The organism is Pseudomonas sp. Pdm06 (assembly GCF_014851795.1).
GTDB lineage: Bacteria > Pseudomonadota > Gammaproteobacteria > Pseudomonadales > Pseudomonadaceae > Aquipseudomonas > Aquipseudomonas fluorescens_AA.
In genome coordinates this window covers 78,243-104,241 of sequence record NZ_JACVAH010000008.1, presented here as the reverse complement: position 1 = coordinate 104,241, position 25,999 = coordinate 78,243, and the positions used below count along the sequence as shown (strand labels likewise).

Below are 25,999 nucleotides of genomic sequence, written 5' to 3'. Positions count from 1 at the left end.
TCAATAGCGGTTCAGTTGAAACCGCTGGTGGAAATGAAATCGACGTCGGTCTTCGGTTCGCCACGCATCAACAACTCGATCACCTGCTCAAGCGTGCGCCCTTCAAACAGAATCGCGTGCAGCCCGGCGACCAGCGGCATGTACACCCCTGCCTCCTGGGACTTGGCCTTGAGCACCTTGAGGGTATTGACCCCTTCGGCCACCTCACCCAGGCGCGACACGGCCTCGTCAAGGCTCAAGCCTTGGCCGAGGGCAAAACCGACCTGGTAGTTGCGGCTCTTGGGCGAGGAACAGGTAACGATCAGGTCCCCCACCCCGGCCAATCCCAGGAAGGTCATCGGATTGGCACCTTGGCTGACGGCGAAGCGGGTCATTTCCGCCAGCGCGCGAGTGATCAGCATGCTCTTGGTGTTCTCCCCCATGCCCAGCGCCACCGCCATGCCGGCGATGATGGCATAGACGTTCTTCAGCGCCCCGCCCAGCTCCACCCCGAAACGGTCGGCGCTGGCGTAGACCCGAAAGGTACGGCCATGGAGTGCGGCCTGGACCCGTTGGCACAGCGCTTCGTCCTCGCTGGCGACCACTGTGGCGGTCAAGGCGTGCTCGGCGATTTCCCGCGCCAGGTTCGGCCCGGAAATCACACCGATCCGCGCCTTGGGGGCGATTTCTTCGAGAATCTCGCTCATCAGCTTGAAGGTCTGGGCTTCGATGCCCTTGGTCAGGCTCACCAACAACTTGCCGCTCAAGCGCTCGGCATGGGGCGCCAGCACCGAGCGCAAGGCACTGGACGGCAAGGCGACGAAGAACAGGTCGCTGCCCTCCAGGGTGGCCTGCAAGTCAGTCACCGGTACCACTTCCGGGCGGATCTTGATGCCCTTGAGGTAACGCGGGTTCTCGCGGTTGACCCGGATGGCCTCGGCCTGTTCCGGGTCACGCATCCACTGGCGCACCGGGTGACCATTCTCGGCCAGCAGGTTAGCCACGGCGGTACCGAAACTCCCGCCCCCCAGGACCGCAATCGGGCGCTGTTCAGTCATATGCAATCCGTTCATCCATACCAAGTGGCAATGCGGGGCATTATACGGAGCGGCCGGATGGCGACCAGCCCCGGCAACAATTACCGCCAGCTGTAGGAAGCTGACCATTAATTCCTAGGAAAATGCTGTCAACGTGAATGGAAAAGTCGTTCAGCTCAGTTAACATGCCCGTCACCCACCCATTCCCATAGGCTGTGCCGTGTCCGTTGGTCCTTCCCGCTCAGGTTCGTCCCTGCTATTGGCACTGATCATCAGCCCGCCAGTGCTGGCCGACGACTTGTTCGTGGACAGCCAGCCCCTGCCCCAGGTACTGACGGCCACGCGTCTGAAGCAATCGCCAGCGGCGGTGCCGGGCAGCATGACCGTGCTCGACAGCGAGTTGATCAAGGCCAGCGGCGCCCGGGACATCAGCGAACTGCTGCGCCTGGTACCGGGCATGATGGTCGGCAACATCACAGGCAACCAAGCGGCCGTGAACTACCATGGCACCAACGCCAGCGAAGCCCGCCGCATGCAAGTGCTGATCGACGGCCGCTCGGTGTACCGCGCCGGCCTGGCCACGGTGGACTGGAGCGATATTCCGGTGGCCATGGAAGACATCGAGCGGATCGAAGTCTTCCGCGGCCCCAACACCGTCAGTTATGGCGCCAACGCGCTGATGGCGGTGGTCAACATCATCACCCGCGCCCCAGCCGACAGCCACGGCACCCGGCTGAAAATCACCCGGGGCCAGCGTGGCATCAGTGACTGGTACGCCAGCCAGGGCAGCGGCTGGGACGGCGGCGACCTGCGGCTGTCGCTGTCCGGCCAGGAAGACGATGGCTTTGACAGCGACCGCAACGGTGCCGACTACCGCGACAGCCGCCGCCTGAACCGCTTCAACCTGTCCGTCAGCCAGACCCTGGACGAACGGCAGAGCATCGACTGGCAATTGAACGCCAAGGATGGGACCAACCAGCGGCCTTATACCTACCATCCCGTGTTTGCCGGGATTACCGCCGCTGGGGATAACTCCGACGTCATCGCCAAGGACTACGCCGGCTCCCTGCGCTGGAACCTGGATCTGGACCCCGATCACAGCCTTTATGTACAGGGCTCGATCCAGCACTGGGATCGCCAGCAGACCTGGCGCGCCTGTGACGCCGAGGTGTCCTTCAGCCCGCAACTGACCGACCTGTGGCAGCTCAACCCCAACTATGCCGAGAAGCTGGCGCGCAATATCCCCAGCTACACCAGCACCGGCGCGCCACCCGGCACGCCACAGGAACAGGCGCTGGCCAATCAGGTGCTCGACCAGTGGCGCAACGGCGCCTCGCAAACCCTGTGCGGCGATATCGACCAGAGCGCCCGGGAATCGCGCTACGACCTGGAGATCCAGGACACCCTGAGCCTGTCCGACAGCCTGCGACTGGTCACCGGGGCCAACTATCGCTACGACCGGGCCGACTCGGAGACGTACTTCAACGGCACCCTGGACGACACCACCTGGCGCCTGTTCGGCCAGCTCGAATGGCGGGCCACCGAGCATTGGCTGTTGCAGGGCGGCGCGATGTTCGAAGACACCCGCCTGACCGGCAGCTCGCTGACTCCGCGGATCGCCGTCAATTACCTGATCACTCCACGCCACGGCCTGCGGGCGGTGTACTCCGAAGCCGTGCGCTCGCCGGACATGTTCGAGAACAACGTCAACTGGAGCTATCAGGTCACCAACCTGCAACCCGCCGCCTTCGGCCAGAACAGTGCCCGTTACTTCGTCCAGACCCGCGGCCCGGGCAACCTGGAACAGGAACACATGCGCTCCCGGGAACTGGGCTACAACGGTTACTTCGTGGACCTGGGCCTGGCGGTCGATGTGAAACTGTTCCATGACGAAATCACCGGCATGATCAGCGAGCCGCTGCGCAACAATCAGTACATTGCCAGCAACTCCAACGAATCACAGTTCTCCGGGGTCGAGACCCAGTTCGACTGGCGCATGACCAGCGCCGACCGCCTGCGCCTGACCTATGCCTATGTCGACGCCCAGGCCAGCAACCCCCTCGACGAACAACTGACCGCCCGCAACAGCGGCTCGGCCGGCTGGCTAAGGGACTGGGGCCAAGGCTGGAACAGCGCGCTGTTCTATTACGCCGCCGACGATCTCAATGGCTATCGCTTCGAACGGGTGGACACCCGCATCGCCCGGCGCATTCCCCTGGGCAAGGCCAGCCTGGAACTGGCGGGCGTCCTGCAACAGCGCCTGGACAACCAGCCCATGACCTTCGTCGACAACCGCTACGACGCTCGCCATGTCGTGTACTTCAGTGCGGAGTTGTCGTTCTAGATGTCCGGGAACGCCCCCCGCAAGATGCCATTTCATGGCCGCCTGACGCTGGCCCTGTGCCTGGTGTTTGCCGGGTGGCTGACAACCCTCCAGGCCCGGGCCGCCGAAATCCTGTTGACCGGCGCCGAGGACAGCCCTGGCGTGCAGTCTTTCACCCAGGCCCTGAAGGCCCTGCGCCCCGAAGACAGCGTGCGGTTCACACCACTGGCCAACCTGCCGGCGCCGGACAAGCTGCCGGATAATGTCCGCCTGGTTCTGCTTGACCTGCCCAGCCTGGAGTGGCGCCTGCAAGACGCCCGGGGCCCGGCCACCCTGGTCCTGCGCATCAGCCGCCAGCAAGCCCGCGAGCGCCTGGGCGAGGCCACGCCCGCGCATCTGAGCCTGTTGTGGAGCGATCCACCGATGGCCCGGCAATTGCGGCTGATCCGTACCATCCTGCCGCAAGTGCGCCAGGTCGGCGTGCTGTACGACGCCCACAGTGAATTCCTGCTCAAGGACATCCGCCAGGCCGCGGCACCGCTGGGCCTGGTGATCGTCAGCGAACGCTGGGACGACACCAGCGACAGCCGTCCCCTGCAAAACCTGCTGGGCCAGAGCGACGTGCTGCTGGGCCTCGATGACCCCGACTTGTACAACCCCAAGACCGTGAAGAACCTGTTGCTCAGCAGCTATGCCCGGCAACGTGCGCTGATCGGGCCCAGCGCGGCATTCGTCAAGGCCGGCAGCCTGGCCAGCACCTACAGCGACCAGCAAGACTGGCTGGCGATTCTCGACGACCTGCTCGACCGCCCCGCCACGACCTGGCCGCGCACGCTGTATCCGGACCGCTTCAAAGTCCTGGGCAACCGGCAGGTCTCCCGCTCGCTGGGGATCGAACCGATTGACGCCGAATCCGTCGCGGCAACGTTGGCCGAAGGAGAACACCGCCCATGACCTTGCGTCGTCGTTGGGACATCAATACCCGCACCCAGCTCATCGCCCTCGGCCCAGCGTTGCTACTGACCGTGCTGCTGATCAGCTTCTTTACCTTCGTGCGGATCCAGGACTTGCGCCAGGAGCTCAATCACACCGGGCAACTGATCGCCAACCAACTGGCCCCCGCCACGGAGTACGGGGTGATTTCCGGCAACAACGAAGTGCTGGAAAGCCTGCTCACCGCGACCCTGGCGACCCCTCACGTACGCTTCCTGGAGGTCCAGGACAGCACCGACAAGGTCCTGGTGTACGTCGAACAACCCGAGCAAGTCCACAGCCGCGCCCAACAGATCGAAGTCTTCCAGGCCCCGGTGCGCCTGCAGCGCATTGCCCTGAACAATGATTTCCTGCAAGGCAACAGCACCGCCGTCGAGGCGCCCGGCGAAGATTACCTGGGCCGCGTGATCGTCGGCATGTCCAGTGACGCCTTCAGCCAGCGGCAGCAGGAGATCCTGTTCAAGGCGGCGATCCTGGCGCTGTTCGCCCTGCTGTTCACCTTCCTGGTGGCGCGCCGGCTGGCGACCAACCTGTCCCGGCCGATCCGCGACATCGGCAACGCGGTCAAGGCCATCCAGCAAGGCGACTACAGCACCCCGCTTCCCGTCGTCGATGATGCCGAATTGGGGGCCTTGTCGCGGCACATCAACAACCTGGCCGACGGCCTGGAACAAGCCAGCCGCGAACAGCACCAGGCCATGGCACAGTTGATCAAGACCCGCGAGGAGGCGGAAAAAGCCAACAGCGCCAAGTCCGAGTTCCTGGCGATGATGAGCCATGAACTGCGCACGCCCATGAACGGCGTACTGGGCATGCTGCAGTTGCTGGAAACCACTCGCATGACCGACGAACAGCACGAGTACACAGCGCTGGCGTCGGAATCCACCGAGCACCTGCTGAAGGTGATCAACGACATCCTCGACTTCTCGCGCATCGAACGCTCGGCCTTGGAACTGGAGCACATCCCGTTCAACCTGGCCGAACTGGTGGGCAGTTGCGCGCAGTCGTTCCAGCACAGCGCCGCGCAGCGCAAGCTGGGCCTGGACCTGCTGGTCCCGGACGACATGCAGGCCTTGCAGGTGCAGGGCGATCCGACGCGGATACGGCAGATCCTGGTGAACCTGATCGGCAACGCGCTGAAATTCACCGAGCAAGGCCGTGTCACCGTGCAATGCCAGTGGCAGGCCCTGGACCACGAACTGCTGTGGTTCACCTGCACGGTGCGCGACAGTGGCATTGGTATCCCCGCCGAAAGCCTGGAACGCATGTTCGACGCCTTCCAGCAGGCCGACAGTTCGATTTCCCGGCGCTACGGCGGCACTGGCCTGGGCCTGCCGATCGCCCGCACCCTGGCCGAACGCATGGGCGGGACGCTGCGGGCCCAGAGCGAAGAAGGCCAGGGCTCGGTGTTCACCCTCGAGATCCCGCTGGCCCTGTCGCGCCAGGCGCCACCGACCCTGGCACCGCGCCTGCCCACCGGTAGCGGCGATGGCGAAGGCCGCAACGTGTTGCTGGTGGAAGATAACCCGGTCAACCAGACGGTGATCGAAGCCATGCTGCGCAGCCTGGGTTTCACCGTCAGCGTCGCCACCGATGGCGCCCAGGCCGTACGCAGCGCCGAAAGCCTGATCTTCGAAGCGATCCTCATGGATTGCCGCTTGCCCATCATCGATGGCTACGAAGCTACCCGGCAGATCCGTCAGTTGCCGGGCTGCGACGAGGTGCCGATTATCGCCCTGACGGCCAACGCCTTGCAGGGCGATCGCGAAGCCTGCCTCGCGGCGGGCATGAACGATTACCTGGCCAAGCCGTTCAAAAGGAACGACCTGCAGCAGATTCTGCAGCGCTGGGTGAACTAGAACCGCTCACCGGACCATCTGTGACTGGCGTGAAAGGCGAAAGTGCGGCAGTCTTAGGCACCCGAACAAGCCTCGATTGGGGCTTGAATAAAAATTTCAGTGCACAGGTGTACATTCATTTCCCGTGTGCTGTGACTTTCACTACAACGCAATAGTCTATGAGTAGGCTGTCGATTCGAGGCATGAACGCTTCGATCGGCCGGGAAGATTTGCCCCACCCTGCCGCATGGGACTATTGAGGAGCTCGCATGACCAAACAAAACGCCTTTACCCGGGAAGACCTGCTGCGCTGCAGTCGCGGTGAGCTGTTCGGCCCAGGTAACGCGCAACTGCCCGCCCCGAACATGCTGATGGTGGATCGCATCACCCATATCAGCGAAGAGGGTGGCAAGTACGGCAAAGGTGAATTGGTCGCCGAGCTGGATATCACTCCGGACCTGTGGTTCTTCGCCTGCCACTTCGAAGGTGATCCGGTAATGCCGGGCTGCCTGGGCCTGGACGCCATGTGGCAACTGGTCGGTTTTTTCCTCGGCTGGCAAGGCCTGCCCGGTCGCGGTCGCGCCCTGGGTTCGGGCGAAGTGAAGTTCTTTGGTCAGGTCCTGCCGACCGCCAAGAAAATCACCTATAACATTCATATCAAACGCGTCCTCAAGGGCAAGCTGAACATGGCCATTGCCGATGGTTCGGTTGCCGTGGACGGTCGCGAGATCTACACCGCCGAAGGCCTCCGGGTCGGCGTTTTCACCTCCACTGACAACTTCTAAGGGTTATCCGCATGCGCCGCGTCGTTATCACTGGTCTGGGCATCGTTTCGTGCCTGGGCAATGACAAAGAGACCGTCTCCGCTAACCTGCGTGCAAGTCGCCCTGGCATCCGGTTCAACCCGGAATATGCTGAAATGGGTCTGCGTAGCCAGGTTTCCGGCTCCATTGACCTCAATCTCGAAGAACTGATCGATCGCAAGATCTACCGTTTCGTCGGCCATGCGGCGGCCTACGCCTACCTGGCCATGAAGGACGCCGTCGCTGACTCCGGCCTGACCGAAGAGCAGGTTTCCAACCCGCGCACCGGCCTGATTGCCGGCTCCGGCGGCGCCTCCACCTTGAACCAGATGGAAGCGCTGGACATCCTGCGCGAAAAAGGCGTCAAGCGCGTTGGCCCCTACCGCGTCACGCGGACCATGAGCAGCACCGTTTCCGCCTGCCTGGCCACGCCGTTCAAGATCAAGGGCCTGAACTACTCCATCGCTTCTGCCTGCGCCACCAGTGCCCATTGCATCGGTACCGCCATGGAACAGATCCAGATGGGCAAGCAGGACATCGTGTTCGCCGGTGGCGGTGAAGAAGAACATTGGAGCCAGTCGTTCCTGTTCGACGCCATGGGCGCCCTGTCCAGCAAGCGCAACGACACGCCGGAAAAAGCTTCCCGTGCCTACGACGCCGACCGTGACGGCTTCGTCATCGCTGGCGGTGGCGGCATGGTCGTGGTCGAGGAGCTGGAACACGCCTTGGCCCGTGGCGCGAAGATCTACGCGGAAATCGTCGGCTACGGCGCGACTTCCGACGGCTACGACATGGTCGCGCCAAGCGGTGAAGGTGCCGTGCGTTGCATGCAGATGGCCATGTCCACCGTTGATGCACCTATCGACTACCTGAACACCCACGGCACCTCGACCCCAGTGGGCGACGTGATGGAAATGAAAGGCGTACGTGAAGTGTTCGGCGACAAGGCTCCGGCCATCAGCTCCACCAAGAGCCTGTCGGGTCACTCCCTGGGCGCCGCCGGCGTTCACGAAGCGATCTACTGCATGCTGATGATGGAAGGCAACTTCATGGCCGGTTCCGCCAACATCGACGAACTGGACCCGGAAGTGGCCGACCTGCCCATCCTGACCAAGACTCGCGAAAACGCCACCATCAATACCGTGATGAGCAACAGCTTCGGCTTCGGTGGCACCAACGCCACCCTGGTGATGAAGCGCTGGCAGGGCAAGTAAGCCCCGCCGCTACGCCACACACAAAAACGCCCCGACTGGTTCGGGGCGTTTTTTTTGCGCCTATTCCCCTGTGGGAGCGAGCTTGCTCGCGATTGCAGTGTGTCATGCACCAGATAAGTTGACTGGCCTACCGCAATCGCGAGCAAGCTCGCTCCCACATCAGGTCTGTGGTGGCTAGAACTCAGCGCACCACAAACCGCTGCTGCGTCAGCAACCGATCGCCCTGGAACACCATGAACCGCCACTCCCCCGGCACCACTTCGTGGCTTTCGGTGAATTCGTAGGCCATGACATCCTGAGGCGCGCCGGGCACCAGTTTCTGGATGACTTCGAATTTATCGTGACGCACGCCGTCAGGGGTACGGATGCCAGGTGTGAAGTACAACAGGGTCAACGGCTGGTCGTCTGCGACCTTGCCCGCCAATTGATAACGCATGCCGAACTTGGTGCCCAGCTTCGCCGGGACGCTCTCGGTCTGGCGGATCTGCTCGTTGCTGCGCCGCAGGACCCGCTCCCCCGATTGCAGCTCGGCTTGCGGCCCTTCGAAGACGCCGTATTCCACCGGTCCTTCGACACGGACTTCGGCCTGTGCCAGGCCGCAGGTCAACAACAGCGCGACCAGTGCGCTTGAACGGGTGAGGTGCATAGTGCGCTCCTTGATTGAGATGAGCGCGAGGGTATGACGTGGGAGTGACAGGCTGATGACATAGCGATGTTGGTCTGTGGGAGCAGAGCTTGCTCGCGATGCAGGCACCTCGTTTCCCCGGAAACCGGCGTCGTCTTCATCGCGGGCAAGCCTTGCTCCCACACAACACCGCCAGGAAATTATCCCGCGCGACCTTCCTGGCCACCTCTTCCGGCAAGGCATCGAGGAACGGATCGAAGCCGTGCAACGCCTTGCCTAACTTGTTGAAGCGCCCGACCACATCCGATCCCACCATGAAGCGCTCAGGAAAGCGCTCCACCAGCTTTACCCACTCGTCCCGGGGCTTGCCCGCCTCGTCCAGCAAGTACGGCGTGAGCAGGCTCCAGGACAAGTCGATGTACAGATTGGGATAGGCCTCAAGCATGCGGGTCAGGGTCGGCAACAGAAAATCCAGTTGGGTCTGGTGGCGATGGATTTCCATGCTGGTGCCGGCATGGGCCCAGATGAAACGCGTATGCGGGTGGTTGCGCAACGGCTCCTCGATCTCCGCCAGGTACAGGGGATTTCTTTCACGCTTGGACGTGATGTTGGAATGCAGCATCACCGGCAGGTCATTCTCGGCCGCCAGATGATAGATCCGGGTCATGGCTTCGTTGTTGGCCCGCGGGGTATCGCCCGAGGTCAGCGCCGTCAGGTCGTCATGGCGAGTGAAGACTTCGCCGATGCCTTGCCACAACCCCGGGTAGAGATCGAGCATGCGCTGGATGTGGGCGGCGGAGTTCTTGTCGTTGGGATTGAAGCCCGACAGAAAAGGATGGAAGTGCCGACGTTGCTCCTCGGTCAGCTTGCTCACTGCCGCCGCAACGATCACATCGGTGGCGCTGTACCAATAGGCGTCTGCATCGTCACCGGCGTAGTAACGCGGGCGCTTGGGCTCGTCTTCATGCCATTTCTTGGCCACCGGAACACCGGAAATCATCACATGCTCGATGCGATTGTCCGCCATCGCCTGGAGCAGCTTGGGCATGCCGGCGGTTTCCTGAAAGAAATCGACGTAATGCAGGTGCGCATCGCTGTAGGCATATTCGCGGGCCGCGGCGCCGCCACTCGAAACAACCAGTAGCCAGGCAAAGATCAAACGGGACAAAGGCACGGGCAGTCTCCAGAAGCCATGAGCAACATAGACCCTCGCCGTCCCGCTGGGGTTCAAGGCGCATCTGCCGCGTCTGCCGGCGGCAGGTTATGCTTCGCGCAACCGTTGTTCAACCTGGAAGACAACATGACCACTCCCCTGACCGTTCGCCCCCGCGCCGAAGACGTCGAAGGCCAGCCGATTCTTCGCCCGCTGCCGTCCGCCAAATGCCGCAGCGTCGGACCTTTCGTGTTTTTCGATCACATGCTGCAAACCACCTACCCGGCCGGCAAAGGCATGAACATCCGCCAGCACCCGCACATCGGCCTGTCCACCCTCACCTACCTGTTCGAAGGCAAACTCCAGCACAAGGACAGCCTGGGTTCCGACCAGGTGGTGGACGCCGGGGATGTCAGCTGGATGACCGCCGGCAGCGCCATCGCCCACGTCGAACGCACCCCCGAGTCTCTGCTGGGCAGCCCTTTCGTCATGCACGGGTTGCAAGTCTGGCTGGCCTCGCCCAAAGCCTACGAACAAGGTCCGGGGCACTACAGCCATCATCCGGCACAGAGCCTGCCGGTCAGTGAGAACCTGGGGGTCAGCATCCGCATGATCGCCGGATCAGGTTTTTGCCTGGAATCGCCGGTGCCGGTGCTCTCGCCCACGCTGTATGCCGAATTGCACCTGCAGACCGCGACGACGTTGCTGATTCCCACCGAGCATGAAGAGCGGGCCCTGTATGTGTTGAGCGGCGAGGCGTTACTGGATGGCGAGCCGGTAGAAGCCCATTCCCTGGTGATATTGCCAACAGGGGAGGAGATGACGCTGTTTGCCGACAGCGATTGCCATGCCGTGCTGTTCGGCGGCGCACCACTGGATGGACCGCGACGGATGAACTGGAATTTCGTCGCCAGCGACCCGGCCCGGATCGACGAAGCCCGCCGGCGCTGGGCAGCCGGAGACTGGCCGACCGTGCCTGGGGAAAGCGAGCGGATCGAATTGCCCTAGATTGGATGCCATTGAACCTGTGGGAGCCGAGCTTGCTCGCGATAGCGGTGTGTCAGTCGGCATTAATGCTGATTGATACACCGCTATCGCGAGCAAGCTCGGCTCCCACAGGGTTCTGCGTCAACCCGACTTCAGCCCTTGAACACTTCATCCAGCAAGTTATGCATCGACCGGAACGCGCGTCCGGCGACCTTGGCGTTGTACATCATCTTGCCCGGCATATTGGCCTGCGGGTCGGTGAAGGAGTGCACCGCACCGCCATAGCTCAGCAATTGCCAATCCACCCCAGCCGCGTTCATTTCATCTTCGAAGGCCGGTAGCTGCTCTTTCGGCACCAGCGGGTCGGAGGCGCCATGCAGCACCAACACCGCGCCCTTGATGTTCTGCGCATCGACCGGGTTCGGTGTATCCAGGGTGCCGTGGAAGGAGATCGCCGCCTTCAACGGGGCGCCACTGCGAGCCAGCTCCAGGGCGCAGCAACCCCCGAAGCAGAAGCCGAACGTGGCCAGTCTCGCCGTATCGACCTGTGCATCCCCCTGGCTCTGCAGTTGTTCGAACGCCGCCTGCATGCGCTTGCGCAACAAGGCCCGGTCGTTCTTGAGGGGCATCATCGCCGCCCCCGCTTCATCGGCATTGCTCGGGCGCACCGTCTGCCCGTACAAGTCGGCGATCAACACCACATAACCGTTGGCCGCCACCGACTTGGCGATCTCCTCGGCACCTGCCCCTACACCCATCCAGTTCGGCGCCATCAGCAAACCCGGGCGCGGGCCCTGCTGGTTGACGTCGAAGGCCAGGCGACCTTCATAACTTTGACCATCGATCTGATAGACCAGCGAACGAACCGTAACCTGACTCATGACGGACTCCTCTTCAATCGGAACACCAGAAATGAAAAAACCCGCCGAAGCGGGTTTTTCCTGCACTTGATTAAGCTGACAGTTCAACCAACAGCTTGTTCAGGCGACGCACATACGCCGCCGGATCCTTCAGGCTGTCGCCGGCCGCCAGGGCCGCCTGGTCGAACAGGATGTGCGACAGATCGCCGAAACGCTCTTCGCTCTGCTCGTTGTCGAGTTTTTCCACCAGCGGGTGGGCCGGGTTGAATTCGAAGATCGGCTTGGAGTCCGGGACTTTCTGGCCGCTGGCTTCGAGGATCTGGCGCATCTGCAGGCCCAGGTCCTGCTCACCGATGGCCAGGATCGCCGGAGAATCGGTCAGGCGGTGCGAAACACGCACTTCGCTGACAGCATCGCCCAGGGCCGTCTTGATCCGCTCGACCAGGCCTTCCTTGCTCTTGGCGACTTCTTCGGCGGCTTTCTTGTCTTCTTCCGAATCCAGGTTGCCGAGGTCCAGGTCGCCACGGGCCACGTCGACGAAGCTCTTGCCGTCGAACTCGTTGAGATAGCTCATCAGCCACTCGTCGATACGGTCGGTCAGCAGCAGCACTTCGATGCCTTTCTTGCGGAAGACTTCCAGGTGCGGGCTGTTCTTGACCTGTGCATACGTTTCACCGGTCAGGTAGTAGATCTTGTCCTGGCCTTCCTTGGCGCGGGCCAGGTAATCGGCTAGGCCAACGATCTGTTCGCCATCGTCACCCTGGGTCGACGCAAAGCGCAGCAGGCCGGCGATTTTCTCTTTGTTGGCGAAGTCCTCGGCCGGGCCTTCTTTCATGACCTGGCCGAAGTTTTTCCAGAAGCTCTTGTACTGCTCGGGCTCGTTCTTCGCCAGTTTTTCCAGCATGTCCAGCACGCGCTTGGTCAGTGCCGACTTCATGGAGTCGATGATCGGATCTTTCTGCAGGATTTCCCGCGAAACGTTCAGCGACAAATCGTTGGAATCCACCACGCCCTTGATGAAACGCAGGTACAGCGGCAGGAACGACTCGGCCTGGTCCATCACGAACACACGTTGCACGTACAGCTTCAGGCCACGTGGTGCTTCGCGCTGGTACAGGTCGAACGGCGCACGGGCCGGCACGTACAGCAGCGAGTTGTATTCCAGCTTGCCTTCGACCTTGTTATGGCTCCAGCTCAGCGGGTTCTCGTAGTCGTGGGCGATATGCTTGTAGAACTCCTGGTATTCCTCGTCTTTCACTTCGGTGCGCGGACGGGTCCACAGGGCACTGGCGCGGTTGACGGTTTCCCATTCCACTTCAGGCTTTTCTTCGCCTTCGGCAGCGGTGACTTCCTTCGGCAGCTCGATGGGCAGCGCGATATGGTCGGAGTACTTCTTGATGATGTTGCGCAGGCGCCAGCCATCGGCGAATTCGTCTTCACCGGACTTGAGGTGCAGCACGATGCGGGTGCCGCGATCAGCCTTGTCGACGGTGGCGACTTCGAATTCGCCCTCGCCCTTGGACGACCAGTGCACGCCTTCGCTCGCAGCGAGGCCGGCACGGCGGCTGAACACTTCGACCTGGTCGGCCACGATGAACGCGGAATAGAAGCCGACGCCGAACTGACCGATCAGGTGGGAATCTTTCTTCTGGTCGCCGGACAGGTTCTTCATGAAGTCGGCAGTGCCAGACTTGGCGATGGTGCCCAGGTGAGTGATCACTTCTTCGCGGCTCATGCCGATGCCGTTGTCTTCGAGGGTGACGGTTTTCGCGTCCTTGTCGAAGCTCACACGGATTTTCAGCTCGGCGCCGCCTTCCAGCAGTTCAGGCTTGGAAAGGGCTTCGAAACGTAATTTATCGACAGCGTCAGAGGCGTTCGAAATCAGCTCGCGAAGGAAAATTTCCTTATTCGAATACAGCGAGTGAATCATCAGGTGCAGCAGTTGCTTCACCTCGGTCTGGAAGCCCAGGGTTTCCTTTTGAGTTTCCACGCTCATGGTCATCAAACTCCAAGTGGATGGTGGTGTCCGCCTCGCTGAGATTGGCGGCGGGATGTCCTCAAGGTGGGGGCAACGCTGATGATTTCAAGGGCGTTCCGGTTTTGAAGGCTCCTGGATCTTGAAATGCGCCCGGGCGGTGGCGATGGGCTCGGCCTCGACATCTTGCCAGGCGGTGATCGCGACATTGGCGACCCGCCGGCCCTGGCGCCAGACCTGGCATTTGGCATAGGTGTCGCGAAACTGCCCGGTGCGCAGGTAATCCAGGGAAAAGTCGATGATCTTTGGCACCCCCGGCGTGCCGGTGGCGATCAACAGATGAACGGCGGCCACCAATTCCATGAAGCCGGCGATGACCCCGCCGTGGATGGCCGGCAGTAAAGGGTTACCAATGTTGTCCTTGTTGGCCGGCAGGCGAAACACCAAATCGTCGCCCTGGCGCGTGCATTCGACGCCGATGAGTTGGGCATAGGGAATCGAGGCGAGCAGCAGCGCGTAGTCGCCCTGCTCACAGGCCCGGCGCAGTTGTTCCTCGGTGGTATCGGTCATGGCTGGCCCACGACAGTCAACGGACTGGCCTTCCCCATGCCCCTGGCATGCTGGCCCAAGCGCATGAACGTGCCCACCACATGGGCGATGGGTTGCTCGGGGTCGTCCTGATAGGCGAAACCGCGGGTGAAGATCACGTCCGGGGTCACCCGATAGCATTGAGCGAAACCGTAGACGTCCTTGTGGGGCTCGGCGGCGTGCATGTAGTCGATGCGCAGGTCGAGGGTGGGACAGACTTCGAATTGCGGCAGCACACACAAAGTCGACATGCCGCACGCGCTGTCCATCAATGAGGTCAACGCGCCACCATGGATGATGCCCGTCAGGGGGTTGCCGACGATTTGCGGGCTGAACGGCAGGATGAGCGTCAGCCCATCACGACTGGCGCTGTGCAACTTCAAGCCCAACACCTGGCAATGCCGCAGAGCGGATAAAAAGCGGGTGGCACGCTCAAAAATGGGATCTTCAGCCATGTCCATCAATGCCCTTGTTTATTTAGAGGCCTGGCAACAGGCGAGTTCGCTAAAGTTCCGCGACCGTGCAAAGTTATATATCTGTAGCAAAAGAGGAACTTAACCCGAGGGGGGTCGCTCAAAAGGCCAGTAGTTATTTCCATAAGGAGAAACACCCCATGCGTAAGACTTTTGCTATTGCCTTGATGTTGGCCGCCTCCCTCGGTCTCGCTGCCTGCGATAAAAAATCCGAGGACAAAGCTCAAGATGCCGCACAACACGCTGAGCAAGCTCAGCAAGACATGAACAAAGCACAGGATAAAGTGAACGACGCGGCTAAAGAAAACGCCGAAGCCGCCAAAGCTCAGTCTGAATCGAACAGCGCTGCTCAGCAGGAACAAGCCCCTGCCACCGCGCCTAAAACCAACTGATACGGTTTTAGCTGTAAAAGAAAACCCGCCTGGTGCGGGTTTTCTTTTGCCTGTGATTTGGAGGCGCCTGTCAGGCCGCTTCCTTGCCAACCTCGGGCACCGGTGCTTCCGTGGGGGTATAGACCATCACGTCCAGCACATCGGAGTGAAACTCGCGCTGATACAGCACGAACACCACGCCGGCACTCATCAGCATGAATAACCAGGGGCTGACGAACCACGCCAACATGGTCATGCCGAAATAATAGGAACGCAGGCCGAAGTTGAATTGGTTGGCCGCCATGGAAATGACTCGCGCCGCCCTTAGCGCAAAGGCCTTGCGCTCCTGCTCCGACACATGCCGCTCACCGATCATCGGCGCCGAGCCAATCAGCACCGCCGCGAAGTTGTACTGGCGCATGCACCAACTGAAGGTGAAGAACGCATACACGAACACCAGTGCCAGGCACAGCAACTTGACCTCCGCCATGCCCTGGGAAGCCTGTTGCACCATGGGGATGTCCGCCAGCAACGACACCGCCCGATCCGATGCCCCGAGCACCGTCAGGATGCCAGCCAGGATGATCAGCGTACTGGAGGCGAAGAATGAGGCGTTGCGCTCCAGGTTGCCGATCACGCTGGCATCGGCGATGCGGTTCTCGCGCAGCAGCATGCGGCGCATCCAGTCTTCGCGGTACAGGTGCATGACACTGGCCAGGCAGGCCGTATCGCGGGCCTTCCAGGTCGCGTAACGGGTGTAGCCCGCCCAGCAGATGATGAACCAGGCGGCGGCAAGCAGATGGATCAAGTTGGCTTGGATGAATGACATTCGATTTCCTGTGACGAAACAAAATCTGGAGCAATAGTCGCGGTGGAACCCTGTGGGAGCGGGCTTGCTCGCGATTGCGATCCATCAGACACATCGATGCTGGCTGATCTGGCGCTATCGCGAGCAAGCTCGCTCCCACAAGGTTGTGTGCAAGCCTTTCGAGACACTGCTTCGACGTTAGCCCACGAAAAAAGACACGGCACTCAAAAAAAATGCCCCGTATCGATTGATACGGGGCATTTCGGTTGTGGCCGATGAATCTGCCTGAAGCTGTTTAAGCCAAGGCTTCGCTGCGCTTGCCCAGCAGGCGATCACACACCACCGCGACCACCAAGGTCATCACCGAAGGCACCAGCCAGGCCAGGCCTTGTTCGCTCAGCGGCAAGTGGGCCAGTTGCGTCGGCATCCAGTCCGCCAGCCCGGCGCCCTTGAGCGCATCGATCAGGCCAAACAGGAACGACACCAACATCACCGGGCCAACGATGCGCCCTTGCTCGTGCCAGAAGTCCTTGCAGAAGCTCAAGGCCACCAGGGCGATGCACGGCGGGTAGATCGCGGTGAGGACCGGAATCGAGAACGCGATCAGCTTGGTCAGGCCCAGGTTGGACACCAGCAGCGAAAAGGCCGCCAGGATCACCACCAGGGTCTTGTAGGACAGCGGCAAAACGCGGCTGAAGTACTCGGCACAGGCGCAAGTCAGGCCGACCGCGGTCACCAGGCACGCCAGGGAGATCAGCACCGCCAGGAAACCGCTGCCCAGGCTGCCGAAGGTGTGTTGCACATAGGCATGCAGCACCGCCGCGCCGTTGGTCGCACCCATGGCCACTTCATGACTGCCCGAACCGAGACGGAACAGGCTGACGTAGACCAGCGCCAGGCCCACCCCGGCAATCAGCCCGGCGATGATCGCGTAGCGGGTGATCAAGGCCGGCGACTCGACGCCTCGGGAACGGATTGCGTTGACGATGACGATCCCGAACACCAATGCGCCCAGGGTATCCATGGTCAGGTAGCCATTGATGAAGCCCTGGGAAAACGGCGCCGCCACGTATTCGGGGGTCGCCACGCCGATATCGCCGGCCGGCAAGGCAAACGCGGCGATGCCGAGCACGGCCAGGGCGATGATCTTCAGGGGAGCGAGGAAACGTCCGACGGTATCCAGCAGCCGGCCCGGGTAGAGCGAGATGAAGAACACCAGCAGGAAATACGCGGCGCTATACAGGAACAGTGCCAGCGGGCTTTCGCCCGTCAATGGCGCCAGGCCGACTTCGAACGAAACGGTAGCGGTACGCGGCGTGGCGAACAACGGGCCAACGGCCAGGTAGCACACCGCCGCCAGCAACCCGCCGGCGACCTTGCCGATGGGGCTGCTCAAGGCGTCCATCGCCCCGCCCACCTTGGCCAGTGCCACGACCGTGATGACCGGCAGCCCGACCGCCGTGATCAAAAAGCCCAGCGCCGCCATCCAGACATGAGGCCCGGACTGCAAACCGACGATAGGCGGGAAGATGATGTTGCCGGCCCCGACGAACAGGGCAAATGTCATGAAACCAAGCGCCAGGATGTCCTGGCCTTTCAACACTTTCATTAAGGAAACCACACTACTGAATCGGAATTTAGAGAGGGATTTCCCTTATGGGTGAGGGAAATGCTGCCGATCCGTATGGGACCGACCCGTTTAGCGCGGTGCTTCCTTGTGGGCAGCGGCCGCAAAAATGGCTGCTAGCCTAACGAATTTGGCGATAAAACGCACTGTAAAGGGGCAAACTATCCGATGCACGACAGCCTAGTGTCGCGTTTACGTATCTATTTTTCTGCGAGGCCCTGTGGCAAGGGGATTTATCTGTGGGAGCAAGGCTTGCCCGCGATGGCATCGACATGATCTGACCGATAGAACTGAGTCGCCTGCATCGCGGGCAAGCCTTGCTCCCACAAAGCCTTTTCCACAAAGCCTTGTTTCCACAGTGCCAGAAACGACAAAGGCCACCCGAAGGTGGCCTTTGTTGCTGGAACGAAAAGGTCAGCCGAAGCTTACTTCTTCATTTCCCAGCCAGTCAGCTCGGCCAGGGCCTTGCCGATGTCTGCCAGCGAACGCACGGTTTTCACGCCTGCGTCTTGCAGCGCAGCGAATTTCTCGTCTGCAGTGCCTTTGCCGCCAGAGATGATTGCGCCAGCATGGCCCATGCGCTTGCCCGGAGGAGCAGTCACACCCGCGATGTAGGACACAACCGGCTTGGTCACGTTGGCCTTGATGTAGGCAGCGGCTTCTTCTTCAGCCGAACCGCCGATCTCACCGATCATGACGATCGCTTCGGTCTTCGGGTCTTCCTGGAACAGCTTCAGGATGTCGATGAAGTTCGAGCCCGGGATCGGGTCACCGCCGATGCCGACGCAAGTCGACTGACCGAAACCGGCGTCAGTGGTCTGCTTCACAGCTTCGTAGGTCAGGGTGCCGGAACGGGAAACGATACCGACCTTGCCTGGCAAGTGAATGTGACCTGGCATGATGCCGATCTTGCATTCGCCTGGGGTGATCACGCCTGGGCAGTTAGGGCCGATCAGGGTGATACCCAGCTCGTCGCACTTGACCTTGGCTTCCAGCATGTCGATGGTCGGGATGCCTTCGGTGATGCAGACGATCAGCTTGATGCCGCCGAACGCTGCTTCAAGGATGGAGTCCTTGCAGAAAGGAGCCGGAACGTAGATCACGCTGGCGGTGGCGCCAGTGGCAGCTACAGCGTCTTTCACGGTGTTGAACACGGGCAGGCCCAGGTGCTCGGTGCCGCCTTTGCCTGGTGTTACGCCGCCAACCATCTTGGTGCCGTATTCCAGGGCTTGCTGGGTGTGGAAACTACCTTGCGAACCGGTAATGCCCTGGCAGATAACCTTGGTGTCTTTATTGATCAGGACGCTCATTATTTGCCCTCCGCAGCTTTAACGACTTGTTGAGCAGCGTCGGTCAGGCTGGTAGCAGCGATGATGTTCAAACCGCTTTCTGCCAGTACTTTAGCGCCCAGCTCAGCGTTGTTGCCTTCGAGGCGAACAACAACCGGGATTTTCACGCCGACTTCTTTCACAGCGCCGATGATGCCTTCGGCAATCATGTCGCAGCGAACGATGCCGCCGAAGATGTTGACCAGTACTGCGGCGACGTTGGTGTCGGACAGGATGATCTTGAACGCTTCGGTAACACGTTCCTTGGTAGCACCGCCGCCCACGTCGAGGAAGTTGGCTGGCTTGCCGCCGTGCAGGTTGACGATGTCCATGGTACCCATGGCCAGGCCGGCACCGTTGACCATGCAGCCGATGTTGCCTTCCAGGGCTACGTAGTTCAGTTCGAACTTGGCAGCGTGCGCTTCGCGCGGATCGTCTTGCGACGGATCGTGGAAAGTCTTCAGCTTAGGCTGACGGTACATGGCGTTGGCGTCGATGTTGATCTTGGCATCGAGGCAGTGCAGGTCGCCGTCGGCCTTGATCACCAGCGGGTTCACTTCCAGCAGTGCCAGGTCGTGGTCCTGGAACAGCTTGGCCAGACCTACGAAGATCTTGGCGAATTGAGTGACCTGCTTGCCTTCCAGACCCAGCTGGAATGCCAGCTCGCGACCCTGGAATGGCTGAGCGCCAACCAGTGGATCGATAGTGGCCTTGAGGATTTTCTCAGGGGTATCGTGAGCGATTTTCTCGATGTCCACGCCACCTTCGGTGGAAGCCATGAACACGATGCGGCGGCTCGAACGGTCAACGACAGCGCCCAGGTACAGCTCTTTAGCGATATCAGTGCACGATTCAACCAGGATCTTGGTGACTGGCTGACCGTTGGCGTCAGTCTGGTAAGTCACCAGACGCTTGCCCAGCCACTGCTGTGCGAAGGCTTTGGCGTCTTCTTTGCTGCGAACCAGCTTGACGCCGCCCGCTTTACCGCGACCACCGGCGTGAACCTGGGCTTTGACAACCCATTCGCTGCCGCCGATTTTGTCGCAAGCTTCTGCTGCCGCTTCCGGGGTGTCTACCGCGTAGCCGGTGGATACTGGCAGGCCGTACTCAGCGAACAGCTGCTTACCCTGATACTCGTGAAGATTCATGCTTATTACCGTCTTCGTTAGGTACTGCGCATTCGGTGCTGCACCGTTCTGGTGCCGCACCACCTGTGACTGCTGCTTGCGCAGCGTTCCGGTGAACCGGTGCCGCTACGCAAGGCTGCGTCCAGCGGATATTCCGCGGTGAGTCTTGCTCGCAAGGCTCACGACGGGCCATACCGCCGTGGTTTCTTATTGTCTATTAACGCTTCTTGCGGTTAGCCACGTGGATGGCGCCGCCATTTACGGCCAGGGCCGCTTCGTGCAAGGCTTCGGACAGGGTCGGATGGGAGAAGACCATCATGCCCAGGTCTTCAGCGCTGGTGCCGAATTCCATACCGATCGCGCCTTGCTGTACCAGCTCGGCAGCGCTTGGGCCAATCACGTGAACGCCCAATACGCGATCCGTCTTGGCATCGGCGATGACTTTCACGAAACCACCGGTATCGTTGGCTGCCATGGCACGGCCACTGGCGGCGAACGGGAAGGTGCCGACGTTAACTTCAACGCCTTCGGCTTTCAAGGCCTGCTCGGTCTTGCCAACCCATGCGATTTCCGGGTGGGTGTAGATAACCGATGGGATCAGGTCATAGTTCATCTGGGCTTTGTGGCCCTTGATGCGCTCGACGACCATGATGCCTTCCTCGGACGCCTTGTGCGCCAGCATCATGCCGCGGACCACGTCACCGATGGCGAAGACGCCCGGTACGGTGGTGGCGCAGAAATCATCAACTTTGATGAAACCGCGTTCGTCGAGGTCCACGCCGCTATCGGCAGCCAGCAGATCGGTGGTCACCGGACGACGGCCGACCGCAACGATCAGCTTGTCGAAAGTGATGGTCTGTTCGCCATTGGCGTCGGTGTAGTTGACCACGACTTCTTCGCCGTTGACCTTCGAACCGGTCACGCGAGCGCCCAGCTTGATGTCCAGGCCCTGTTTGGTCAGGGTTTTCAGCGCTTCCTTGGAAACCGCAGCGTCAGCGGCCATCAGGAAGGTGTCGAGGGCTTCGAGCACGGTCACTTGCGCGCCCAGGCGCGACCAGACCGAACCCAGCTCGAGACCGATCACGCCGGCGCCGATCACGCCCAGGCGCTTAGGCACGGACTGGAATTCCAGGGCACCGGTGGAATCGACGATCACGTTCTGGTCGACCGGAGCCGGCGGAATGTCGATCGGACGCGAGCCTGGCGCCAGGATGACGTTTTCGGCTTCGATCACTTCAACCGAGCCGTCGGGCTTGGTCACTTCGACTTTCTTGCCCAGCAGCAGCTTGCCGTGGCCCTGGATCGAGGTCACACCGTTGGCCTTGAACAGGGTGGCAACACCGCTGGTCAGGTTCTTGACGATGCCAGCCTTGCGGCCAACCATCGCGGCGACGTCCATTTTCACTTCACCGGTAGAGATACCGTGAACGTTGAAGCTTTCTTTCGCTTCCTTGTATTTCCAGGAGCTGTCCAGCAGCGCCTTGGAAGGAATGCAACCGACGTTCAGGCAAGTACCGCCGAGGGCCTGCTTGCCCTCGCCATCGGTGTATTTCTCGATGCAGGCAGTGGTAAGGCCCAGTTGCGCAGCCTTGATGGCCGCTACGTAGCCGCCAGGGCCCGCACCAATCACTACCACGTCGAATTTCTGAGTCATGAGTCATTCCTTTTCGAATCAAACCGGACGATCACTTGTGATGACCGTCGAGGGACGAAACCGGTTGTTTCAGCAAGAGGCCGGTCGACAGACCGGCCCTCGCGGCGAAAATCAGATATCCAGCAGCAGACGAGCTGGATCTTCAAGCAGGTTCTTGATGGTGACCAGGAACGTCACGGCTTCTTTGCCGTCGATCAGGCGGTGATCGTAGGACAGTGCCAGGTACATCATCGGACGAATCACGACTTGACCGTTGATCGCCATCGGACGCTGCAGGATGTTGTGCATGCCCAGGATAGCCGCCTGTGGCGGGTTGACGATCGGGGTCGACATCATCGAACCGAATGTACCACCGTTGGTGATGGTGAACGTACCGCCGGTCATCTCTTCGATGGACAGCTTGCCGTCACGGGCCTTCTTGCCGAAGGTGGCGATGCCGCCTTCGATTTCGGCCAGGCTCATCAGTTCGGCGTTGCGCAGGACCGGAACCACCAGGCCACGGTCGCTGGAAACCGCGACGCCGATGTCGGCATAACCGTGGTAGACGATGTCGGAACCGTCGATCGACGCGTTGACCGCCGGGAAGCGTTTCAGCGCTTCGGTGGCAGCCTTGACGAAGAACGACATGAAGCCCAGGCGTACGCCATTGTGGGACTTCTCGAACAGATCCTTGTACTTCGAACGCAGGGCCATGACTTCGGTCATGTCGACTTCGTTGAAGGTGGTCAGCATCGCCATGTTCGACTGTGCTTCGACCAGACGCTCGGCAACCTTGGCACGCAGGCGGGTCATCGGAACGCGTTTTTCAACGCGATCACCGGCAGCGAACACCGGAGCGGCGGCGGCAGGTGCGGCTGGCTTGGCCGGTGCGGCGGCTGGCGCGGCTTTCTTGGCGGCAACGGCTGCCACCACGTCTTCCTTGGTCACACGACCGCCCTTGCCGGTGCCGGCAACGGAAGCGATGTTGATGCCGTTCTCTTCGGCGATCTTGCGCGCGGCCGGGGCGGCGACTGGATCGTCTTCGCCATCGGCAGCAGGCGCTGCGGCCTGGGCTGCGGCAGGAGCAGCAGCGGCCGGAGCGGCGGCAGCGGCGCCGCCCTCTTCGATCGAGCCCAGTACCTGGTTGGACAGGACGGTCGCGCCCTCTTCGGCAACGATTGCGCCGAGCACGCCGTCAGCTTCGGCCAACACTTCCAGAACGACTTTGTCGGTCTCGATGTCGACGATCAGGTCGTCACGCTTGACTGCTTCGCCCGGTTTCTTGTGCCAGGTGGCAACGGTGCCATCGGCAACCGATTCCGGGAATGACGGGGCTTTGATTTCGATAGCCATTATCTGTGGGTCCTTAAAATTCGGTTTCAGTCAGCACGAAGGCTTAAACAGTGAAAGCATCTTGCAGCAGTTTTTCCTGCTGCTCGGCGTGCATCGACGCATAACCACACGCAGGTGCAGCGGAAGCATCACGGCCGGCGTATTCCAGGCCCAGGGCCTTGTTATGGTTGCCGATACTGCGACGCAGGTGATGCTGGCTGCTGTACCAGGCGCCCTGGTTCATCGGTTCTTCCTGACACCACACCACGTGGGTGAGGTTGGTGTAAGGCGCAATGGCCTCCATCAGGTCTTCTTCCGGGAACGGGTAGAGCTGCTCGATACGCACGATGGCGATGTCTTCGCGGCCTTCGGCACGACGTTTTTCCAGCAGGTCGTAGTAGACCTTGCCGCTGCACAGGACCAGGCGAGTCACCTTCGCCGCGTCCAGCGTGTCGATTTCCGAAATAACGGTCTGGAACGAGCCTTCGGCCAGGTCTTCGAGCGTGGAGATCGCCAGTTTGTGACGCAGCAGCGACTTCGGTGTCAGCACGATCAGCGGCTTGCGCAGCGGACGGATGACCTGACGACGCAGCAGGTGGTAGATCTGTGCCGGTGTCGTCGGTACGCAAACCTGGACGTTGTGCTCGGCACACAGTTGCAGGTAACGCTCCAGACGTGCCGAGGAGTGCTCCGGCCCCTGCCCTTCATAACCGTGTGGCAACAGCATGGTCAGACCGCAGAGACGGCCCCACTTGTGCTCGCCGCTGGTGATGAACTGGTCGACAACCACCTGGGCACCGTTGGCGAAGTCGCCGAACTGGGCTTCCCAGATCACCAGCGCATTGGGCTCGGTGGTGGAGTAGCCATATTCGAACGCCAGGACGGCTTCTTCGGACAGCAGCGAATCGTACAGGTCGAAACGTGGCTGGCCCTTGTACAGGTGTTGCAGCGGGATGTAGGTGCTGGCGTCTTTCTGGTTGTGCAACGCCGCGTGACGGTGCGAGAAAGTGCCGCGGCCTACGTCCTGGCCGGTGATGCGAATCGGGTGACCTTCGAACGCCAGGGTCGCGTACGCCATGGTTTCGGCGTAACCCCAGTTGATCGGCAGGCCGCCGGCTTGCATCTTCTGCCGGTCTTCGTAGATCTTCGCGACCTGGCGCTGGACCACGAAGCCTTCCGGGATTTCCAGCAGCTTGGCGGACAGTTCCTGCAGGGTCTTGAGGTCGAAACGCGTGTCGTGACGCGCGGTCCAGGCGTGGCCCAGGTATGGACGCCAGTCCACGAACAACTCTTTGTTCGGTTCCTTGACCAGGCTTTTTACCACGTGCAGGCCGTTGTCCAGGGCATTGCGATATTCATCGACTTTTTCCTGGACGCGGGCGGCATCCAGAACACCGCCCAGGGTCAGGCGCTCGGCATACAGCTCACGGGTGGTGCGCTGCTTGGCGATCTGCTGGTACATCAGGGGCTGGGTGCCGCTTGGCTCGTCGGCCTCGTTGTGGCCGCGACGACGGTAGCAGACCAGGTCGATCACCACGTCGCGCTTGTACTGCATGCGGTAGTCGATGGCCAACTGGGTCACGAACAACACGGCTTCCGGATCATCGCCATTCACATGGAGAATCGGCGCCTGGATCATTTTCGCGACGTCGGTCGCGTACTCGGTGGAACGCGAGTCTTCCGGGTTGCTGATGGTGAAGCCAACCTGGTTGTTGATCACGATGTGCACGGTGCCGCCGGTCTTGAAACCGCGGGTCTGCGACATCTGGAAGGTTTCCATGACCACGCCCTGACCGGCGAATGCCGCGTCACCGTGGATGGAAATCGGCAGCACCTTCTCGCCGGTCGGATCGTTGCGACGATCCTGGCGGGCGCGGACCGAACCCTCGACCACCGGGGAAACGATTTCCAGGTGAGACGGGTTGAACGCCATGGCCAGGTGGACTTCGCCGCCGCTGGTCATCACGTTGGACGAGAAGCCCTGGTGGTATTTCACGTCACCGGAACCCAGCTCGACCTTCTTCTTGCCTTCGAACTCGTCGAACAGCTCGCGCGGGTTCTTGCCGAAGGTGTTGACCAGTACGTTCAGGCGGCCACGGTGGGCCATGCCGATGACGACTTCCTTGGTGCCATAGGAACCGGAACGCTGGATCAGCTCGTCGAGCATCGGAATCAGGCTTTCGCCGCCTTCCAGGCCGAAACGCTTGGTACCCGGGTACTTGGTGCCCAGGTATTTCTCCAGGCCTTCACCGGCGGTGACGCGCTCGAGCAAGTGGCTCTTGATGTCGGCGGAGTACGTCGGACGGCCACGAACGCTTTCCAGACGCTGCTGGAACCACTGGCGCTGCTCGGAATCGGTGATGTGCGTAAATTCAGCGCCGATGGTGCGGCAATATGTCTGCTGCAACGCTTCGTGAATTTCGCGTAGGCTCGCTTCCTCTTTGCCGATGAACAGGTCGCCGGCACGGAAGGTCGTATCAAGGTCGGCATTGGTCAAGCCGTAGTGAGTGATCGACAGGTCTGCAGGTGCAGGACGCTGCCACAGCCCCAGCGGGTCAAGCTGGGCTGCCTGGTGGCCACGCATCCGGTAGGCCTGGATCAGTCGCAATACTTCAACTTGCTTCTTCTCGTGCTCGGAGCTCACGCTGCCGGCAGACACCGGTTGGGCGCGGCGCTGGTTCTTTGCCAGCAACACGAAATGATCGCGAATCGTCGAGTGCGAAACATCAGTGGCAGAATTACCGTCGGCCGGTAGCTTCTGAAAGTAGGTGCGCCATTCTTCTGGCACAGCGTTAGGGTCGTGCAGGTAGAGCTCGTAGAGCTCTTCCACATAGGCAGCGTTACCACCGGAGAGGTGGGCACTGTTCCACATGCGCTGCATCACGCTTTCTTGCATGCTTGGTCACCCTCGATTAGGGGAACACC

General features: G+C 61.1%; 21 protein-coding genes. 7 read left to right on the top strand and 14 right to left on the bottom strand.

What is annotated here, in order from left to right; all coding sequences use genetic code 11:
• Positions 1–11: 11 nt before the first annotated feature.
• Positions 12–1,037: an NAD(P)H-dependent glycerol-3-phosphate dehydrogenase gene (locus IB266_RS14830; RefSeq protein ID WP_060741174.1), complete on the bottom strand. Its 1,026-nt coding sequence runs from the start codon at positions 1,035–1,037 to the stop codon at positions 12–14.
• Positions 1,038–1,236: 199 nt separating this feature from the next.
• Between IB266_RS14830 and IB266_RS14825 the strand changes: the two genes are divergently transcribed.
• The 5 genes from IB266_RS14825 (at position 1,237) to fabB (ending at position 8,187) form a co-directional block, all read left to right on the top strand.
• Positions 1,237–3,360, top strand: a complete 2,124-nt coding sequence (locus tag IB266_RS14825) for a TonB-dependent receptor plug domain-containing protein (RefSeq protein ID WP_060741173.1) — start codon at positions 1,237–1,239, stop codon at positions 3,358–3,360.
• Positions 3,361–4,293: an ABC transporter substrate-binding protein gene (locus tag IB266_RS14820; protein WP_192261625.1), complete on the top strand. Its 933-nt coding sequence runs from the start codon at positions 3,361–3,363 to the stop codon at positions 4,291–4,293.
• Positions 4,290–6,191, top strand: coding sequence for an ATP-binding protein (locus IB266_RS14815; RefSeq protein WP_192261624.1), 1,902 nt, complete (start codon positions 4,290–4,292; stop codon positions 6,189–6,191). The genes IB266_RS14820 and IB266_RS14815 overlap by 4 nt, the downstream gene beginning before the upstream one ends.
• A 248-nt stretch (positions 6,192–6,439) precedes the next feature.
• On the top strand, positions 6,440–6,955 hold the full coding sequence (gene fabA / locus IB266_RS14810; RefSeq protein WP_003204400.1) for a 3-hydroxyacyl-[acyl-carrier-protein] dehydratase FabA: 516 nt from the start codon (positions 6,440–6,442) through the stop codon (positions 6,953–6,955).
• Between the two features lie 11 nt (positions 6,956–6,966).
• On the top strand, positions 6,967–8,187 hold the full coding sequence (fabB, locus tag IB266_RS14805) for a beta-ketoacyl-ACP synthase I (protein WP_060741170.1): 1,221 nt from the start codon (positions 6,967–6,969) through the stop codon (positions 8,185–8,187).
• Between the two features lie 181 nt (positions 8,188–8,368).
• Here fabB and IB266_RS14800 read toward each other — a convergent pair whose 3' ends face one another.
• Positions 8,369–8,833 (bottom strand): DUF3859 domain-containing protein, encoded by a 465-nt coding sequence (locus IB266_RS14800; protein WP_018610122.1) that lies wholly within the window; start codon positions 8,831–8,833, stop codon positions 8,369–8,371.
• Between the two features lie 136 nt (positions 8,834–8,969).
• Positions 8,970–9,986: an amidohydrolase family protein gene (locus IB266_RS14795; RefSeq protein WP_192261623.1), complete on the bottom strand. Its 1,017-nt coding sequence runs from the start codon at positions 9,984–9,986 to the stop codon at positions 8,970–8,972.
• 126 nt (positions 9,987–10,112) lie between these two features.
• Between IB266_RS14795 and IB266_RS14790 the strand changes: the two genes are divergently transcribed.
• Complete coding sequence (locus tag IB266_RS14790; protein WP_192261622.1) at positions 10,113–10,973, top strand: pirin family protein; 861 nt, start codon at positions 10,113–10,115, stop codon at positions 10,971–10,973.
• 131 nt (positions 10,974–11,104) lie between these two features.
• Here the strand turns inward: IB266_RS14790 and IB266_RS14785 are convergent, their stop codons facing one another.
• From IB266_RS14785 to IB266_RS14770, 4 genes are all read right to left on the bottom strand, one after another.
• On the bottom strand, positions 11,105–11,833 hold the full coding sequence (locus IB266_RS14785) for a dienelactone hydrolase family protein (protein WP_192261621.1): 729 nt from the start codon (positions 11,831–11,833) through the stop codon (positions 11,105–11,107).
• A 70-nt stretch (positions 11,834–11,903) separates the two neighbouring features.
• On the bottom strand, positions 11,904–13,808 hold the full coding sequence (htpG, locus tag IB266_RS14780; RefSeq protein ID WP_060743152.1) for a molecular chaperone HtpG: 1,905 nt from the start codon (positions 13,806–13,808) through the stop codon (positions 11,904–11,906).
• Positions 13,809–13,895: 87 nt separating this feature from the next.
• Positions 13,896–14,357 (bottom strand): PaaI family thioesterase, encoded by a 462-nt coding sequence (locus IB266_RS14775; protein WP_192261620.1) that lies wholly within the window; start codon positions 14,355–14,357, stop codon positions 13,896–13,898.
• Positions 14,354–14,830: a PaaI family thioesterase gene (locus IB266_RS14770; RefSeq protein WP_192261619.1), complete on the bottom strand. Its 477-nt coding sequence runs from the start codon at positions 14,828–14,830 to the stop codon at positions 14,354–14,356. Before IB266_RS14770 ends, IB266_RS14775 begins: the two co-directional genes overlap by 4 nt.
• A 158-nt stretch (positions 14,831–14,988) precedes the next feature.
• Between IB266_RS14770 and IB266_RS14765 the strand changes: the two genes are divergently transcribed.
• A complete protein-coding gene (locus IB266_RS14765; protein WP_060741163.1) occupies positions 14,989–15,240 on the top strand; it encodes a hypothetical protein in 252 nt (83 codons plus the stop codon).
• A 70-nt stretch (positions 15,241–15,310) separates the two neighbouring features.
• Here IB266_RS14765 and IB266_RS14760 read toward each other — a convergent pair whose 3' ends face one another.
• The 7 genes from IB266_RS14760 to IB266_RS14730 form a co-directional block, all read right to left on the bottom strand.
• Positions 15,311–16,048, bottom strand: a complete 738-nt coding sequence (locus tag IB266_RS14760; protein WP_060741162.1) for a DUF599 domain-containing protein — start codon at positions 16,046–16,048, stop codon at positions 15,311–15,313.
• A gap of 274 nt (positions 16,049–16,322) precedes the next feature.
• Positions 16,323–17,636, bottom strand: a complete 1,314-nt coding sequence (gene brnQ / locus IB266_RS14755) for a branched-chain amino acid transport system II carrier protein (protein WP_060741161.1) — start codon at positions 17,634–17,636, stop codon at positions 16,323–16,325.
• Between the two features lie 443 nt (positions 17,637–18,079).
• Positions 18,080–18,964 (bottom strand): succinate--CoA ligase subunit alpha, encoded by an 885-nt coding sequence (gene sucD, locus IB266_RS14750; RefSeq protein ID WP_014339581.1) that lies wholly within the window; start codon positions 18,962–18,964, stop codon positions 18,080–18,082.
• The gene (gene sucC, locus IB266_RS14745) at positions 18,964–20,130 is read right to left on the bottom strand and encodes an ADP-forming succinate--CoA ligase subunit beta (RefSeq protein ID WP_003179235.1); all 1,167 of its coding nucleotides are present in this window, start codon (positions 20,128–20,130) and stop codon (positions 18,964–18,966) included. The genes sucD and sucC overlap by 1 nt, the downstream gene beginning before the upstream one ends.
• 196 nt (positions 20,131–20,326) lie before the next feature.
• On the bottom strand, positions 20,327–21,763 hold the full coding sequence (gene lpdA, locus IB266_RS14740; RefSeq protein WP_060741160.1) for a dihydrolipoyl dehydrogenase: 1,437 nt from the start codon (positions 21,761–21,763) through the stop codon (positions 20,327–20,329).
• 111 nt (positions 21,764–21,874) lie between these two features.
• Positions 21,875–23,095 carry a 2-oxoglutarate dehydrogenase complex dihydrolipoyllysine-residue succinyltransferase gene (odhB, locus tag IB266_RS14735; protein WP_060741159.1) on the bottom strand — a complete coding sequence of 407 codons (1,221 nt, stop codon included), beginning with the start codon at positions 23,093–23,095 and terminating at the stop codon, positions 21,875–21,877.
• Positions 23,096–23,138: 43 nt separating this feature from the next.
• On the bottom strand, positions 23,139–25,970 hold the full coding sequence (locus IB266_RS14730) for a 2-oxoglutarate dehydrogenase E1 component (RefSeq protein ID WP_192261618.1): 2,832 nt from the start codon (positions 25,968–25,970) through the stop codon (positions 23,139–23,141).
• Positions 25,971–25,999 lie beyond the last annotated feature (29 nt).